The sequence below is a fragment of the Zoogloea sp. genome, from assembly GCF_041904905.1.
GTDB lineage: Bacteria > Pseudomonadota > Gammaproteobacteria > Burkholderiales > Rhodocyclaceae > Zoogloea.
Genome location: NZ_JAYRMI010000086.1, coordinates 1 through 15,858, shown reverse-complemented (window position 1 = coordinate 15,858; position 15,858 = coordinate 1). Strand labels below are relative to the sequence as shown.

At 70.6% G+C, this 15,858-nt stretch carries 15 protein-coding genes; 10 read left to right on the top strand and 5 right to left on the bottom strand.

All coding sequences use genetic code 11. From position 1 onward, the window contains the following. Nucleotides 1-149 precede the first annotated feature (149 nt). From ACE3N6_RS17300 to ACE3N6_RS17275, 6 genes are read left to right on the top strand one after another with little or no spacing between them, the layout of a single operon-like run. Entirely contained in the window at nt 150-1,526 is a 1,377-nt protein-coding gene (locus tag ACE3N6_RS17300; protein ID WP_374247057.1) for a tail fiber domain-containing protein, read from the top strand. Nucleotides 1,527-1,538: 12 nt separating this feature from the next. Beyond that, the gene (locus tag ACE3N6_RS17295; protein ID WP_374247056.1) at nt 1,539-3,005 is read left to right on the top strand and encodes a hypothetical protein; all 1,467 of its coding nucleotides are present in this window, start codon (nt 1,539-1,541) and stop codon (nt 3,003-3,005) included. Nucleotides 3,006-3,018: 13 nt separating this feature from the next. Continuing rightward, nucleotides 3,019-3,228: a hypothetical protein gene (locus ACE3N6_RS17290; protein ID WP_374247054.1), complete on the top strand. Its 210-nt coding sequence runs from the start codon at nt 3,019-3,021 to the stop codon at nt 3,226-3,228. Nucleotides 3,229-3,242: 14 nt separating this feature from the next. Continuing rightward, nucleotides 3,243-4,499 carry a hypothetical protein gene (locus tag ACE3N6_RS17285; protein WP_374247053.1) on the top strand — a complete coding sequence of 419 codons (1,257 nt, stop codon included), beginning with the start codon at nt 3,243-3,245 and terminating at the stop codon, nt 4,497-4,499. After that, nucleotides 4,499-4,642, top strand: a complete 144-nt coding sequence (locus tag ACE3N6_RS17280) for a hypothetical protein (protein WP_374247052.1) — start codon at nt 4,499-4,501, stop codon at nt 4,640-4,642. The genes ACE3N6_RS17285 and ACE3N6_RS17280 overlap by 1 nt, the downstream gene beginning before the upstream one ends. 3 nt (nt 4,643-4,645) lie before the next feature. After that, nucleotides 4,646-5,413 carry a hypothetical protein gene (locus tag ACE3N6_RS17275; RefSeq protein WP_374247051.1) on the top strand — a complete coding sequence of 256 codons (768 nt, stop codon included), beginning with the start codon at nt 4,646-4,648 and terminating at the stop codon, nt 5,411-5,413. A 380-nt stretch (nt 5,414-5,793) separates the two neighbouring features. Here ACE3N6_RS17275 and wecB read toward each other — a convergent pair whose 3' ends face one another. The 5 genes from wecB to rfbB form a co-directional block, all read right to left on the bottom strand. Then, nucleotides 5,794-6,900 (bottom strand): non-hydrolyzing UDP-N-acetylglucosamine 2-epimerase, encoded by a 1,107-nt coding sequence (gene wecB, locus ACE3N6_RS17270; RefSeq protein WP_374247050.1) that lies wholly within the window; start codon nt 6,898-6,900, stop codon nt 5,794-5,796. A gap of 112 nt (nt 6,901-7,012) precedes the next feature. Then, the gene (rfbC, locus tag ACE3N6_RS17265) at nt 7,013-7,567 is read right to left on the bottom strand and encodes a dTDP-4-dehydrorhamnose 3,5-epimerase (protein ID WP_374247049.1); all 555 of its coding nucleotides are present in this window, start codon (nt 7,565-7,567) and stop codon (nt 7,013-7,015) included. A 13-nt stretch (nt 7,568-7,580) separates the two neighbouring features. Continuing rightward, nucleotides 7,581-8,462: a glucose-1-phosphate thymidylyltransferase RfbA gene (gene rfbA / locus ACE3N6_RS17260; RefSeq protein WP_374247048.1), complete on the bottom strand. Its 882-nt coding sequence runs from the start codon at nt 8,460-8,462 to the stop codon at nt 7,581-7,583. 12 nt (nt 8,463-8,474) lie between these two features. Continuing rightward, nucleotides 8,475-9,374 carry a dTDP-4-dehydrorhamnose reductase gene (gene rfbD, locus ACE3N6_RS17255; RefSeq protein ID WP_374247047.1) on the bottom strand — a complete coding sequence of 300 codons (900 nt, stop codon included), beginning with the start codon at nt 9,372-9,374 and terminating at the stop codon, nt 8,475-8,477. 79 nt (nt 9,375-9,453) lie between these two features. Then, the gene (gene rfbB, locus ACE3N6_RS17250) at nt 9,454-10,515 is read right to left on the bottom strand and encodes a dTDP-glucose 4,6-dehydratase (RefSeq protein WP_374247046.1); all 1,062 of its coding nucleotides are present in this window, start codon (nt 10,513-10,515) and stop codon (nt 9,454-9,456) included. A 250-nt stretch (nt 10,516-10,765) separates the two neighbouring features. Here rfbB and ACE3N6_RS17245 point away from each other — a divergent pair, with 250 nt between their 5' ends. The 4 genes from ACE3N6_RS17245 to ACE3N6_RS17230 all read left to right on the top strand — a co-directional run. Next, the gene (locus ACE3N6_RS17245; RefSeq protein ID WP_374247045.1) at nt 10,766-12,712 is read left to right on the top strand and encodes a CHASE domain-containing protein; all 1,947 of its coding nucleotides are present in this window, start codon (nt 10,766-10,768) and stop codon (nt 12,710-12,712) included. A 43-nt stretch (nt 12,713-12,755) separates the two neighbouring features. Continuing rightward, nucleotides 12,756-14,201: a pyruvate kinase gene (gene pyk / locus ACE3N6_RS17240; protein WP_374247044.1), complete on the top strand. Its 1,446-nt coding sequence runs from the start codon at nt 12,756-12,758 to the stop codon at nt 14,199-14,201. Nucleotides 14,202-14,321: 120 nt separating this feature from the next. Beyond that, nucleotides 14,322-15,386, top strand: coding sequence for a class II fructose-bisphosphate aldolase (gene fba, locus ACE3N6_RS17235; RefSeq protein ID WP_374247043.1), 1,065 nt, complete (start codon nt 14,322-14,324; stop codon nt 15,384-15,386). 93 nt (nt 15,387-15,479) lie between these two features. Next, nucleotides 15,480-15,858 (top strand): hypothetical protein (locus ACE3N6_RS17230; RefSeq protein ID WP_374247042.1); only part of this gene is annotated, 379 nt, incomplete at its 3' end.

Sequence of the window (15,858 nt, the reverse complement as noted above, 5' to 3'; positions counted from 1 at the left end):
GGCAACGCCGCCCGGCAACCGCTCCAGGAGGCCGGCATCCTGGTCGGCGTCACCGGCGCCGAACCCGTGCTCTACAACCGCGTCACCTTCCCGGTGGTCAACCGCGCCGGCAACCTGGAGATGACGCTCAGCTGGGAGGTGATCTTCTGATGGCCGACACCCCGACCCCCTACATCCGCAAGGAGCCCGGCGACATCATGCTCGCCGCCGACTGGAACGCGATCCAGGTGCGCGCGCGAACCGAGCTGCGCGCCCACGACCACACCGGCGACGGCACCCGCATCCCCCGCGACGGCATCGCCGACAAGGCCATCGACGGCAGCAAGGTGGACCCGGAAAGCCGGCTCACCCTCAAGGGCCTCGCGGTGGGCGGCCCCCTCAAGGTCAGCGGCACCGCCCAGCTCGCCGACATCCAGGCCACCCTCGCCAGCCTCAGCGGCGATCTGGCGGTAGGCACCGACGCCCCCGAGAACGGCGAAGGCTGGAGCCGCGTGGTGGACATACTGGGCGGCGCCCACGCCAAGCTGTCGATCCGCGCCGGCGGCGTGGACGGCCGGGTGATGGCCCACGGCGTCGGCATCTACGGCGCCGACGCGGGCCTGATCGTCGGCACCCGCAGCGCCCACCCGCTCAGCCTGATCGTCGGCGGCGAGATGCGCCTGCGCCTGGGCATCAAGCAGGACCCGGGCCTTCCGATCCTCGACCTGTTCCCCAGCCAGAGCCTCCTGCGCATCTCCGCGTCGGGACGATCGGGCGCGACGACCGCCCCCGCCCTGGGCCCCGGCGAAGCCGAGATCCGCAACGACACCGACAAGTACCAGACCCTGATGCTCATGGGCAACCGCAGCGCCGGCCTGGGGCGGCGTGTTTCCGTCTGGGACCGCCTGGAAGTCAATGGCGCGCTCGTGCTCGACTACACCGTCGACGCCCCCCCGGCAGGCACGCCCAAGTTCGCCATCTGGAACAAGCGCGACGAACCCAGCGCCCCCGAGAAAGGCTATCTGAGCGTCACCCACAGCCTCAACATCGTCAACGCGCGCACCGGCGACACGCGCTTCCAGCTCAACGTGAACGACGGCGTGCTCCAGACCGACGTGCTGCGCCTGGGCAAGAAATGGCGCATGTCGGCCGTCGGCGACGCCCACGGCAACGACGGCTGGCTGCGCCTGTTCAACGTGGACAACACCGGCTACTACGGCGGCTTCGCGGCCGGCGAAATGTGGTGCACCAAAGGCGGCTTCACGGGCTCCGACCTGCGCCTGAAGGACAACGTCCGCGTCCTCGAAAACGCCACCGCCACCCTCTGCAAGCTGCGCGGCGTGCGCTTCGACTGGCGCAGCGGCGGCCGCTCCGTCGGGCTGATCGCCCAGGAACTCGAGGCCGTACTCCCCGACGCCGTCGCCGAAGGCCCCGACGGCTGGAAAGGCATCAACCCGGCGGCGGTCATCGGCCTGCTCGTCCAGGCCGTGAAAGAGCAGCAGGCCATGATCGACGAACTGCGCGCCGCCCTGCCGGCCCACCCCTGAGGAAGACCCACCATGGCCGACCGCCCCACCCCCTACGTCAAGCGCACTGCCGGCGACATCATCCGCGCCGACGAATGGAACGAAGTCCAGATCCGCGCCCAGGAAGACATCGCCGCCCACAACCACACCGGCGGCTTTGGCGCCCCGCTGCCCCGGGACGCCATCCAGAACAAGGCCATCGACGCCAGCAAGCTCGACCCGGACAGCAGGTACGCCATGAAGGAGCTGACCGTCGGCGGCCCCCTCAAGGTCACCGGCACCGCCCAGCTCGCCGAAATCCGCGCCGCGCTGGCCAGCTTCTCCGGCGCGAAACTCACCACCAGCGGCGACGTAGGCGTTGGCACCGCCACCCCCACCGCCCGGCTCGAGGTGAGCACCCAGAACGACCGCGGCTGGGACGGCAACAAGCCCGCCGTCCGCCTCGTCGCCCCCGACCCCCGCTACTTTCTCGACGTCAGATCCTTCGTCGTCGGCAACGGCAACGTGGGCTACCAGTTCTTCGCCACCGGCGAAGGCCGCGCCAGCGCCGGCTTCACCCTCGACACCGCCGGCAACCTGGGGCTCGGCCTCACCCGCCCGGCCGCCCGGCTCGACGTGGAAGGCGGCGCCCTGCTCGGCTACGCCAGCTCCCTCAACGCCGCCGGCCTGCCCGGCGACTTCGGCATGCCGCTCAAGTCGGGCTTCTACCAGAACGGCGGCGCGGATCTGCCCGGCGACGTGCCCGACAACGCGCACCCGTGGTCCCACCTCCTCGTGTGCCGCCACAGCAACACCGCCAACAACTACCAGCTGCAGATCGGTGCCAGCTACACCGAGAACGACCGCCTGTTCTTCCGCAAGCTGGCCTCCGGCAGCCTCACCGCGGCGCAAAACGCCGCCTGGAACGAACTCGCCACCCGCGGCCCCAACACCTTCGCGGGCAACCAGGTCATCGCCGGCGACGTGACCATCTCCGGCAACCTGGGCACCCACGGCTTCCCGCCGCAGCCCAAGACCCGCGGTTGGGGCGGCGGCATCCACACCTGGGACGTCGAAGCCGAAGGCACCGTCTGGTCGAAAGCCTCCGTTCAGACCGGCAACCGCGACCTCGCCGAAAACTTCGCCGCCCTCGAAGCCCTGGAGCCCGGCGACGTGGTCAGCCTCACCCCCGACGGCCGCGGCGTCGAACGCTGCCGCGAACCCCACGACCCGCTGGTGCTGGGCGTCGTCTCCACCCAGCCGGGCATGCTGCTGGGGGCCGACACCATTCAGCACGAGCGGATCGCCGGCGAACACCCCATCGCCCTGGCCGGCCGCGTACCCTGCAAGGTGTGCGCCGGGAACGGCCCGATCCGCAAGGGCAACCTGCTGGTGCCCGCAGCCCTGCCCGGCCACGCCATGCGCGCCGGCGACAACCCCACCGGCTGCACCATCGGCAAGGCCCTGGCCGACTTCGACGGCGACACCGGCCTCATCGACATCTTCGTCTTCCTCCGCTAGCCCAGGAACCCCCATGAAAGACCAACTCGAAGCCCGCCTCGCCGAGCTGCGCAGCGAATACGACGCCGGCCGCGGCGTGATGGCCGACCTCCAGAAGAAGCAGGACGAACTGCGCACCACCCTGATGCGCATCAGCGGCGCCATCCAGGTGCTCGAAGAGCTTCTGGCCGCCGAAGCCCCGGCCACCGCCGACGCCGCCGGCACCCAACCCGTCGCCCCCTGAGGCCGCGCCCCACCGTGGCCGACGCCGCCACCCTCCTCGCCCCGGCCCCGGACAGCCAGCCCGCTGTGGGGCGGGATTTCAACGCCGCCGCCGGGCTCGCGTTCCGCGTCGCCCTGCCCGCCGGGCGACGCCTGGCCAGCGCCCGCCTGGTGCTGGCCGCCGCCGACGCCAGCGACCGGAAGGACATCGAATACCTCACCGTCGTCGCCGACAGCGGCCCCATGGCCGGCAAGACCGACGCCCCCTGGCTGTGGGCCAGCGCCGACTGGGGCGAGACCCGCGCCCTCTGCGGCGTGCAGCTCGACGCCTCGCCCCCGGCCGCCGGCGCCCTCAACCCGCCCCGCAAGACCGGCGCCCGCCTGCGCCTGTTCAGCCGGGGCAACTGGCTGCCCCTGGCGCCGCTGGACACCCTGCCCACCGGCCTCGAGCAGCGCGTCCCCGCTCAGTGCGCGTCGCGGCTGATGGCCGAAATGCTCATCGAAGGCGACGCCGCCGACAAACGCACCGGCGTGCTCATCCCCGGCGCCCTCACCGGCCGGCGGATCGGCGTGCGCTTCACCCGCCAGCCCTGCCACGTAAGCGTGGCGGTGGGCGACGACCCGCCCTTCTTCAGCCCCGACGGCCCGCTGCCCGCCGCCGGGCTGGCGGTGGACGGGCTCGCCCGGGCCCTCAACCGCTACCTGACCGACCACCCCGAGGCCAGCGTCGTGCCCCTGCGCATCGCCAGCGCCAACGCCCAGCCCCTGCGCATCGCCGCCTTCGAGGCCCCGCTGGAGGCCCTGCCCGGCCCCGTCGCCCCCCCCCCCCCCCCCCCCCCGCCCCCCCCCCCCCCCCCCCCCCCCCCGGCCCCCCCCGAGGCCCCCCCCCCCCCGGCCCCGTCGCCCCGCCCACGCCCCAGCCCGAGCCCCCCGACCGCCCGCGCCCCCGCGAGCGCCAACTGCTGCCCACCGCCGCCGGCACCACCCGGCTGGCCCGCCTGTGCGACCCGGGCCACGCCGCCGCCCAGCGCTTCGCCCCCCTCGCCAAGGGCGTGTGCCTGTCCAGCCTCAGCCTGCACCTGCGCAACCCCGGCGGCGACGCCCAGGGCGAACTCAGCCTCCACCTGGACAAGCACGGCAGCCCGGCGGAAACCCCCATCCTGCGCTGGCCCCTCAGCCTCGCCGCCGCCGACGGCAGCGAGGCCCGCTGGGCCCTCAGCCGCCTGCCCGCCCTCCAGGCCCTGCCCGACCAGCCCTGGTGGCTGGTGTGCCGCATCGCCCAGGGCAGCCTGATGTGGTACGCCGACGGCGACCGCCCGGCCGGCGCAGACAGCGCCTGCCATTGCCGCACCGGCGGCCCCTGGCTGCCCCTCGATTCGCCCGCCCCCGGCCCCTGGCTGCAAGTGCGCGCCGGCGTGCTCGACCCGGAACCCTGACCCATGCTCGGCCCTCTCGAACAACTGCTCCGCCCGGCCCTCGCCGCCGCCCTGCCCGCCGGGCAGGATCTGCTGACCGGGCCCGCCGCCGCGCCCCGCTCCGGCACCGGCCGGGTGGCCCTGCACGCCCTGCGCCTCGAGTTCGACCCGCCGGTCGGGGCGGACGACATGCCGATCCGCGACCCGGCCTTTCTGGGCTGGCAGGGCACCCTCGCCCCCCGCCCCGGCCACCCGCTGGATTTCCCCCTGCCCGACGCGGCCCCGGGCGAGCTGGCGGAGGTGCACAGCCCGCCCGGCCGGGTGCTCGCCGCCGGCGACGCCTACCTGCTGGACGGCCGCACCCTGCGCTTCTTCCAGCCCCCCGCCGGCCCGGTGCTGGCGCGCACCCGCGGCGCCCGCTGCGCCGGCTACCGGGAGCGCCGCAGCGGCTGGATCGACCTGGAGCTGCGGGTATGGACGAAGGACATCGCCGTTGCCGACGACCTGCTCGCCCGCGGTCTGGCGGCGGTGCTGGCTGCCCTGGCGGACATCAACGCGATCGACCTGGCCGGCGCCCCGCCGCGCCTCGCCCTGCGCCTGACCAAACCGCAGGTGAGCCTGGCCGGCATCGCCCGCGGGCTCGACCCGGCCGCCCCCGCCTGGCAACTGGGCGTGGCCCGCTGCACCCTCCGCGGCGAGCTGGAGCTGGGCCTCACCCTCGGCACACCCGCCCCCGAAGGCCGCATCGGCGAGGTGGACGTGGCGCTGCACCTGCCCTCGAAGGGGGCCTGAGGCGGGGGAATTTGACGGCGCCCTGCGAGCGGAACCAGCAGGCCCGCCGGCATCGTGGCCACGGGGCCCGGCACGCAATCTCGTCGCCTCACCGGGCTTCCACGATAGCCCTGAGCCTTATCGCGGGGCCTCTGAGCATGGGTTTTAGCTATCGTGAGAAAGCAACGTCGCCCCTGAGCCTTTCAACGATAGCCCTGAGCCTTGCTCAGAGGCCCCGCGATAAGGCTCAGGGCTATCAAGGGAAAGGATCGCGGGCACACCGGAATGCCCAGTGCCCCCACCATCGAGCACAGCGCGGTCTGAAAAACAGAATGGCGGAGCTTGATCTCTCAAGCTCCGCCATTCGGACGCCAACGGGCCATGCCCGAAGCGGGCAGGACTCAGGGCAGCAGGCGATCCAGCTCGGCCACGATGCGCTCGGCGGCCTTGCCGTCCCACAGGGTCGGGCGACGGCCCTGGCGACCCTGACCGGCCAGCACTTTAGCGGCCTCGGCGAGGATGCGGGCGGGGTCGGTGCCCACCAGCACGTTGCTGCCTTCGTCGGTGGTCACCGGGCGCTCGGTGTTCTCGCGCAGGGTGAGGCAGGGAATGCCCAGGGCGGTGGTCTCTTCCTGCAGGCCGCCGCTGTCGGTGAGGATCAGCGCGGCATCCTTCCACAGGTTGAGGAACTCCATGTACGACTGGGGCTTGGTGAGCATCACGTTGGGGCCCAGGTCGAGCCCGAACTTCTCGAGGTTGCCGCGGGTGCGCGGGTGCACCGGGAAGATCAGCGGCAGGTCGGCCGCGATCTGACGCAGGGCGCCGGCGATGCCGCGCAGCGTGGCTTCGTCGTCCACGTTGGACGGGCGGTGCAGGGTGACCACGCCATACTTGGGATACCTGGCCTTGACGGCCTCGGTTTCCATGCCGGTCTTGTCGGCGGCGCCGAGCTTGTCGCGCTGGTAGAGCAGGTTATCCACCATCACGTGGCCGACCTGGAAGACCGCGCCCTGGGGCTTGCCTTCGCGCAGCAGGTTGTCGACGCCGGACGGCTCGGTGCAGAAGAACCAGTCGGAGATGCTGTCGGTGACGAGGCGGTTGATCTCTTCGGGCATGCGCATGTCGCCGCTGCGCAGCCCCGCCTCCACGTGGGCCACCGGAATGTCGAGCTTCTTGGCGTCGATGGAGCAGGCCAGGGTGGAGTTCACGTCGCCCACCACCAGCACGCAGTCGGGCCGGGCCTTCTGGCAGATGTCCTCGAAGGCCACCATGATCTTGGCGGTCTGGGTGGCGTGGCTGCCGCCGCCGGCCTCCAGGTGGTAATCGGGCTTGGGAATGCCCAGCTCGTCGAAGAAGACGTCGCTCATCTCCCGGTCGTAGTGCTGGCCGGTGTGGACGATCTTGAACTCGAAGCGGTCGGCCCGGGCCTGCAGGGCACGCACGATCGGGGCGATCTTCATGAAATTGGGGCGCGCGCCGGCAACGAGGTAGATCAGCGAACGGGACATGCGGGACTCCACGGGCAGAATGACAGGCGCGCATTATCGCGCGCCCGCCGCAGGCAATACGAAGAAATAATTGTCAGATCGTCACGCTCCGGGCCCGGAAGCCCGGAGCGGATCAGGCGAAAGTCTCGCACTCGGCCAGCGGCTTGCCGGCGACGTCCTTGGCCGACAGCAGCGGCGGGCCGTCGAGCAGGTGCAGCGGCCAGGCGACGCCCACCGTCGGGTCGTCCCAGGCCAGGCTGCGCTCGAACTGCGGGGCGTAGTAGTCGGTGGTCTTGTAGAGGAAATCCGCCGACTCGCTGGTGACCAGAAAGCCGTGGGCAAAGCCCGCCGGCACCCAGAGCTGGCGGTTGTTCTCTTCGCTGAGTTCGACGCCGACCCACTGGCCGAAGGTGGGCGAGGACTTGCGCAGGTCGACGGCCACGTCGAACACGCTGCCGCGCACCGCGCGCACGAGCTTTCCCTGGGCCTGTTCGATCTGGTAGTGCAGGCCGCGCAGCACGCCTTTGGCGGAGCGGGAGTGGTTGTCCTGCACGAAGTTCAGGTCCAGCCCGGTGGCGGCCTGGAAGGCCTTGCCGTTGTAGCTCTCCATGAAGAAGCCGCGGGCGTCGCCGAAGACCTTGGGTTCGAGGATCAGCAGATCGGGGATGGCCGTTTGGATGACGTTCATCGGAGCACCTGGGTTAAAAGACTTTTTCGTCGAGGATGCGCAGCAGGTACTGGCCGTAGCCGTTCTTGGCCAGCGGCGCGGCGAGCTGCTGGAGCTGCTCGGCGCCGATCCAGCCGGCGCGCCAGGCGATCTCTTCGGGGCAGGCGATCTTGAGGCCCTGGCGCTTCTCGATGGTCTGGATGAAGAGGCTGGCTTCGAGCAGGCTCTCGTGGGTGCCGGTGTCGAGCCAGGCGTGGCCGCGGCCCATGACCTGCACGTCGAGCGCGCCCCAGTCGAGGTACTGGCGGTTCACGTCGGTGATCTCCAGCTCGCCGCGGTGGCTGGGCTTGATGTTGCGGGCGACGTCGACGACGCGGTTGTCGTAGAAGTACAGCCCGGTGACGGCGTAGCGGCTCTTGGGCTGCTTGGGCTTCTCTTCGAGGCTGACGGCCTGGCCCTTGGCGTCGAACTCGACCACGCCGTAGCGCTCGGGGTCGTGCACCGGGTAGGCGAAGACGGTGGCACCGTCGGCCCTGCTGCTGGCGGCACGCAGGCCGGCGGCGAAGTCGTGGCCGTAGAAGAGGTTGTCGCCAAGCACCAGGGCGCTGGGGTTGTTGCCCACGAAGTCGGCACCGATGATGAAGGCCTGGGCAAGGCCGTCCGGGCTGGGCTGGACGGCGTAGCTGAGGTTGAGGCCCCACTGGCTGCCGTCGCCCAGGAGCTGCTCGAAGCGGGGCGTATCCTGCGGCGTGGAGATGATGAGGATGTCGCGGATGCCCGCCAGCATGAGGGTGCTGAGGGGGTAGTAGATCATCGGCTTGTCGTAGACCGGGATCAGCTGCTTGGAGACAGCCAGCGTGGCCGGGTGCAGCCGGGTGCCGGACCCGCCGGCGAGGATGATGCCTTTGCGTTGCATGGGGAGACTTTCTCAGTTCGGGAGGATTTCGGTGAGCATCCGCTCGACGCCGCGCTGCCACGCCGGCAGCACGAGGCGGAAGGCGTCTTGCAGCTTGCGGGTGTCGAGGCGGGAGTTGGCGGGGCGCTTCGCGGGCGTGGGGAAGGCGCCGGTGGGCACCGGGCGGATGGCGTCGGGGGCGACCTTGATCGCCACCCCGCGGGCCCGGGCGAACTCGATGACGTGGCGGGCGTAGCCGTGCCAGGTGGTCTCGCCGGCGGCGGCGAGGTGGTAGGTGCCGGCGAGATGGGGGCTCACGAGGGTCATCCGGGCGGCGTGGGCGGTGACGTCCGCCAGCAGCTCGGCCCCGGTGGGGGCGCCGTGCTGGTCGTCGATGACGGTGAGGGCGTCGCGCTCGGCGGCGAGCCTGAGCATGGTCTTGGCGAAGTTGCCGCCGCGGGCGGCGTACACCCAGCTGGTGCGGAAGATGAGGTGGCGGCAGCCGCTGGCGCGGATCGCGTCTTCGCCTTCGAGCTTGGTGGCGCCATACACCGAGAGCGGGCCGGTGGGGGCGTCCTCGACCCACGGGGCGCGGCCGCTGCCGTCGAAGACGTAGTCGGTGGAGTAATGCACCAGCAGCGCGCCCAGGGCGGCGGCTTCGCGGGCGAGCACGCCGGGGGCGAGCGCGTTGATGGCGCGGGCGAGGTCGGGTTCGCTCTCGGCCTTGTCCACCGCGGTGTGGGCGGCGGCATTGACGATGAGGTCGGGGGCCACGGCGCGCACGGTGGCGGCGAGGCTTTCGGGCTGGGCGAAGTCGCCGGAGAGGCCGGGGGCGCCGTCGTGGTCGAGGGCGACGACTTCACCGAGGGGGGCGAGGCTGCGCTGGAGTTCCCAGCCGACCTGGCCGTTCTTGCCAAGGAGGAGGATCTTCATGGGGCGTCGGGGAGTGGGCAATCGGGAGTGGGAATTGGGGCGTGGGGCGCGACGGGCCTGCCCGTCACGCGGGCGCGGTTCAGCTGCGGCTCTCGTAGTTCTTCTCGACCCACTCGCGGTAGGCGCCGCTCTGGACGTGGGCGACCCATTCCTGGTTGGCGAGGTACCACTCGACGGTCTTGCGGATGCCGGTCTCGAAGGTTTCGGCGGGGCGCCAGCCCAGCTCGCGCTCGATCTTGCGGGCGTCGATGGCGTAGCGGCGGTCGTGGCCGGGGCGGTCGGTGACGTAGGCGATGAGGCGGGCGTAGCTGCCGGCGGGGTCGGGCCGGAGTTCGTCGAGGAGCGCACAGAGGGTGTGCACGATCTCGATGTTGGGCTTCTCGTTCCAGCCGCCCACGTTGTACACCTCGCCCGGCTTGCCGGTTTCGAGGATGGCGCGGATGGCGCTGCAGTGGTCGGTGACGTACAGCCAGTCGCGGATCTGCTGGCCATCGCCATACACCGGCAGGGGCTTGCCGGCCAGCGCGTTGGCGATCATCAGCGGGATGAGCTTCTCGGGGAAGTGGTAGGGGCCGTAGTTGTTGGAGCAGTTGCTGGTGGTGACGGGCAGGCCGTAGGTGTGGTGCCAGGCGCGCACGAGGTGATCCGACGCGGCCTTGCTGGCGGAGTACGGGCTGTTGGGCTCGTAGGTCTTGGTCTCGGTGAAGGCGGGGTCGCTGGGGCCCAGCGAGCCGTACACCTCGTCGGTACTCACGTGGTGGAAGCGGAAGGCGGCGCGGGCGTCGGCATCGAGGCCCATCCAGTAGCCGCGGGCGGCCTCCAGCAGGGTGAAGGTGCCATTGACGTTGGTGCGGATGAAATCGCCCGGGCCGTGAATCGAGCGATCCACGTGGCTCTCGGCGGCAAAATGGACGATGGCGCGGGGCTGGTGCTGGGCGAGCAGGCGGTCGACGAGGGCCCGGTCGCAGATGTCGCCCTGCACGAAGAGGTGCCGCACGTCGCCCTTGAGGGAGGCGAGGTTCTCGAGGTTGCCCGCGTAGGTGAGGGCGTCGAGGTTGACCACCGGCTCGTCGCTCGCGCGAAGCCAGTCCAGTACGAAGTTTGCGCCAATGAAGCCGGCGCCGCCGGTGACGAGAATCATCGAGAATCCTTGGAAGAAGCTGAATCGTGGCGCCCGCGGCAGGGCTGGATCGGCCGCCTGCCGCGTCGGGCAATCGTTAATTATGACACCACGGGCAGGCCCGGGTCAGGTCGGGATGGGCCAGCCGGGGCATCGGCAGACAGGTTTCTACCGGAAAGATCAAACTGCTGCCATCGCGTGCCGTTATACCGGGCACCGGCGATGGCTTCATCGGCCACCGCCGGTCTTTGCACGAGGGGGCGAGCAGAACATGAAGAAGTTCATCGGGGCGGATCCGCAGGGGCTGCTGCGCGCGATCCTCTTCCCGGCGGTGGCATCGGTCGTGCTGTCGATCGCGGTGGGCTGGCTGGCCATCCAGCGCATCGACGAGGCCTACCTGGCCGGTCGGGAGAACGCCTTCAACCTCGAGACCAGCGAGATCGCCCTCAAGATCGAGGAGCGCTTCAAGGCCTACCGGCAGGTGTTGCGCGGAGCGCGGGCGCTGTTCGCGGCGTCCCGCGAGGTGACCCGCGCCGAGTGGAAGGAGTACGTCTCGGGGCTGCGCCTGCAGGCCGACTTCGGGGGCATCCAGGGGGTGGGCTTCGCGGTGCCGGTGCCGGCCGCCCAGCTCGCCAGCCATGAGCAGCGCATCCGCGCCGAAGGCTTTCCGGACTACCGGGTCAGCCCGCCGGGCAAGCGGGATTTCTACACCGCCATCGTCTACCTCGAGCCCTTCGACTGGCGCAACCAGCGGGCCTTCGGCTACGACATGTATTCCGAGCCGGTGCGCCGCGAGGCCATGGAGCGCGCCCGTGCGCTGGGCGTGCCGGCGCTGTCGGGCAGGGTGCGGCTGGTGCAGGAGACCAGCTCGGACGTGCAGGCCGGGGTGCTGCTCTACCTGCCGGTGTTCCAGCGTGGCGCGCCCCTCGAGACACCCGCCCAGCGCGACCAGGCCTTCATGGGCTGGGTGTATGCCCCGTTCCGGCTGGGCGACCTGATGCTGGGCACCCTCGGCGACGCCGCCAGCCGCATCCGCATCTACGACGGCCACCGGGAAGACCCGGCCACGCTCCTGTTCGACAGCGCCCCCGGCCAGGCCCGGCGGGCCGACCTGCTCACCCGCCGCTCGGTGCTCGAACTGGACAACCAGACCTGGACGCTGATCTTCGACGAGCCCCCCGAGGCGACCCATAACCGCCGCAGCGCCGCCTTCGAGAAGGGCGCGGTGGTGCTGATCGGTGCGCTGTTCGTGCTGCTGGCGGTGTCCTTCACCGCCGCCCGCCACCGCGCCGTGGCCCTCGACCGGACCAGCGCCTCGCTGCGCGCCAGCGAGGCCCGCTACAGCAGCCTGGTCAACCTCTCCCACGACGGCATCGCCGCCCTCGACCGCGAACTGCGCTTCACCTTCGTCAACCCGCGCCTCGACGCGCTGCTGGGCTACCCGCCGGGCTACCTCGTGGGCCGGCCGGTGGACTGCCTGTGGCCGGAGCCCGACGCCCCGCGCCTGATGGCGCTCGCCACCCGCCTGCGCCAGGGCGCGGCCGCCACCTACGAGCAGGAGCTGCGCCGGGCCGATGGCGGCCTGCTCACCGCCATCGTCACCGACGCCCCGCACCTGGACGGCGCCGGCGAGCTGCAGGGCGCGATCCTCACCATCACCGACATCTCGGCGCGCAAGGCCTCCGAGCAGCGCATCCACTACCTGGCCACCCACGACACCCTGACCGGGCTGGCCAACCGGGCCCAGTTCCTCGACCAGATGAACACCAGCCTGCTGCTGGCGATGCGCAAACGCACCCAGCTGGCGCTGCTGTTCCTCGATCTGGACCGCTTCAAGGAGGTGAACGACACCCTCGGCCACGCCGCCGGCGACGCCCTGCTGATCGAAGCCGCCCGCCGCATGCAGCTCGCGCTGCGAGCCAGCGACCTGCTCGCCCGCCAGGGCGGCGACGAGTTCATGATCCTGCTCCACGACATCCACGGCACCGACGAGGCCGCCGCCGTCGCGGCGAAGATCCGCCAGGCCATCGACCGGCCGTTCCTGCTCGAAGGCACCGAGCAACACATCTCGGTGAGCATCGGCATCGCCCTCTTCCCCGACGACGGCAGCGACACCGACACCCTCACCCGCCACGCCGACGCCGCCATGTACCGGACCAAGGCGGCCCGACGCCGCGAAAGCGCCCTTCCCGCCCGCACCGCGCCCGGGAACGAATAGAATTCCGTCATCCAACACGCGTCCAGACCAAACCGGAGACCCCATGTCCCGCCACACCAAGATCGTCGCCACCCTCGGCCCCGCCTCTTCCGATCTCGCCACCCTCGAACGCCTGGTCCACTCGGGCGTGGATGTGGTGCGCCTCAACTTCTCCCACGGCACCGCCGACGACCACATCCGCCGCGCCACCCAGATCCGCGAGGCCGCGCTCCTCGCCGGCCGCCCGGTGGGCATCCTGGCCGACATGCAAGGCCCCAAGATCCGCGTCGGCAAGTTCGAGGAGGGGCGGATCACCCTCGTCAAGGACGAGCCCTTCATCCTCGACGCCGCGATGAACAGCCCCGGCAACGCCAGCCGGGTCGGCCTCGACTACAAGGATCTGCCCCGCGACGTGAAGCCCGGCGACGTGCTGCTGCTCGACGACGGCCGGCTCAAGCTGGGGGTCGAGCGGGTACTGGGCCAGGAGATCCACACCCGCGTGAAGGTGGGCGGCGAACTCTCCAACAACAAGGGCATCAACCGCCAGGGCGGCGGCCTCACCGCGCCGGCCCTCACCGCCAAGGACATGGAAGACATCAAGACCGCCGCCCAGATCGGGGTGGACTTCGTCGCCATCTCCTTCCCCAAGGGCTCGGCCGACATGTACATGGCCCGCCAGCTCCTGCGCGCCGCCGGCAGCAGCGCGGTGCTCATCGCCAAGATCGAGCGCACCGAAGCGGTGGCCAACCTCGACGAGATCCTCGACGCCTCCGACGGCATCATGGTGGCCCGGGGCGACCTGGCCGTCGAAGTGGGCGACGCCGCCGTGCCGGCCCTGCAGAAGCGCATGATCCGCGCCGCCCGGGAACGCAACAAGCTCACCATCACCGCCACCCAGATGATGGAGTCGATGATCCACAGCCCGGTGCCCACCCGCGCCGAAGTCTCCGACGTGGCCAACGCCGTGCTCGACGGCACCGACGCGGTGATGCTGTCGGCCGAGACCGCCTCCGGCAAATACCCCATCGAGGTGGTCGAATCCATGTCGCGCATCTGCCTGGAGGCCGAGAAATCCGCCGAGGTCACCATGGACCGCGACTTCCTCGACCGCATCTTCACGCGCATCGACCAGTCCATCGCCATGGCCGCCATGTGGACCGCCTACCACCTCAAGGTGAAGGCCATCGCGTCCCTCACGCAAACCGGCTCCACCGCCCTGTGGATGAGCCGCCTCAACAGCGGCGTGCCGATCTACGCCCTCACCCCCGAGACCTCCGCCCGCAACCAGATGACCCTCTACCGCGAGGTCTACCCGCTGCTCATGTCCCAGATCCACGCCGACCGGGACGTGCTGCTGTGGGAGGCCGAACAGATCCTGCTGGAGCAGGGCGTGGTCAGTTACGGCGACCTCATCGTGCTCACCATCGGCGAGCCCATCGGCGCCGCCGGCGGCACCAACACCATGAAGATCGTCCGCGTGGGCGACACGCCCAAGCCGGGCATCGTGTAACCGGTAACGCCAACAAGCAAATCTTGCTCCGGCCGGGTTCGCAGGCCCCATGCCGACACGCTAGAATTCGGTTTTTTACGCCTACACCCGGCCGGACCCACCGGCCACCGGAGAAAACACATGTCCCTCGTTTCCATGCGTCAGCTTCTCGACCACGCCGCCGAAAACGGCTACGGACTGCCCGCGTTCAACGTCAATAACCTCGAACAAGTCCAGGCCATCATGGAAGCGGCCGCGGAAACCGACAGCCCGGTCATCATGCAGGCCAGCGCCGGCGCCCGCAAATACGCCGGCGAAGCCTTCCTGCGTCACCTGATCGACGCCGCCGTCGAAGCCTACCCGCACATCCCGGTGGTGATGCACCAGGACCACGGCCAGTCCCCCGCCATCTGCATGGGCGCCATCCGCTCCGGCTTCTCGTCGGTGATGATGGACGGCTCCCTGCTCGAAGACGGCAAGACCCCCTCCTCGTACGAATACAACGTGGACGTCACCCGCCGCGTGGTCGAGATGTCCCACGCCATCGGCGTCAGCGTCGAAGGCGAGCTGGGCTGCCTGGGCTCCCTCGAAACCGGCCAGGCCGGCGAGGAAGACGGCATCGGCGCCGAAGGCACCCTCGATCACTCCCAGATGCTGACCGACCCCGACCAGGCCGCCGACTTCGTGCGCCAGACCAACGTGGACGCCCTCGCCATCGCCATCGGCACCAGCCACGGCGCCTACAAGTTCACCCGCAAGCCCACCGGCGACATCCTCGCCATCGAGCGCATCAAGGCCATCAACGCCCGCATCCCCAACACCCACCTGGTGATGCACGGCTCCTCCTCCGTCCCGCAGGAACTCCTCGCCATCATCCGCGAGTACGGCGGCGACATGAAGGAAACCTACGGCGTGCCGGTCGAGGAGATCGTCCAGGGCATCAAGTACGGCGTGCGCAAGATCAACATCGACACCGACATCCGCCTCGCCATGACCGGCGCGATCCGCAAGTTCTTCGTCGAGAACCCCTCCAAGTTCGACCCCCGCGAATACCTCAAGCCCGCCCGCGAAGCCGCCAAGCTGGTCTGCAAGGCCCGCTTCGAAGCCTTCGGCACCGCCGGCAACGCCAGCAAGATCAAGCCCATCGGCCTCGACAAGATTGCCGCGGCCTACAAGAGCGGCGCCCTGAACCAGGTCATCCGCTAAGCCCGGCGCCACCGGGCACTTCGCCCGCCGCCGCGTGTCACACCCAGGGCCGGCAGCTTCCGGCCCTGTTTCATTTCTACGGAGACGCCCCCGATGCCCGTGCCCTGGTCCGCCCTGTTCAGCGCCATCCCCTGGACCGACGTCATCGCCAAGGCCCCCGAGCTTGCCCAGGGCGCCCGCAAGCTGTGGCAGAAGGTGGGCAAGCGCGAGGCCGCGCCGCCCGCCCCGCCCGAAGCCCCGGCCAGCAGCGCCCCCGCCATCGACGCGCGTCTCGCCGCCCTCGACGCCCGCCTCGCCGACGTGGGCGCCCGCCAGCAGGAGAGCGCCGAACTCCTTGCCGCCCTCGCCACCCAGAACGCCGAACTCATCCGCGCCACCGAAGAACTCCGCAGCCGCGTGCGCCAGCTTGGCATCGGCTTCGCGGTCGTCGCCGCCGGCCTCGTCGGCGCGCTTGGGCTGATCCTCATCCGCT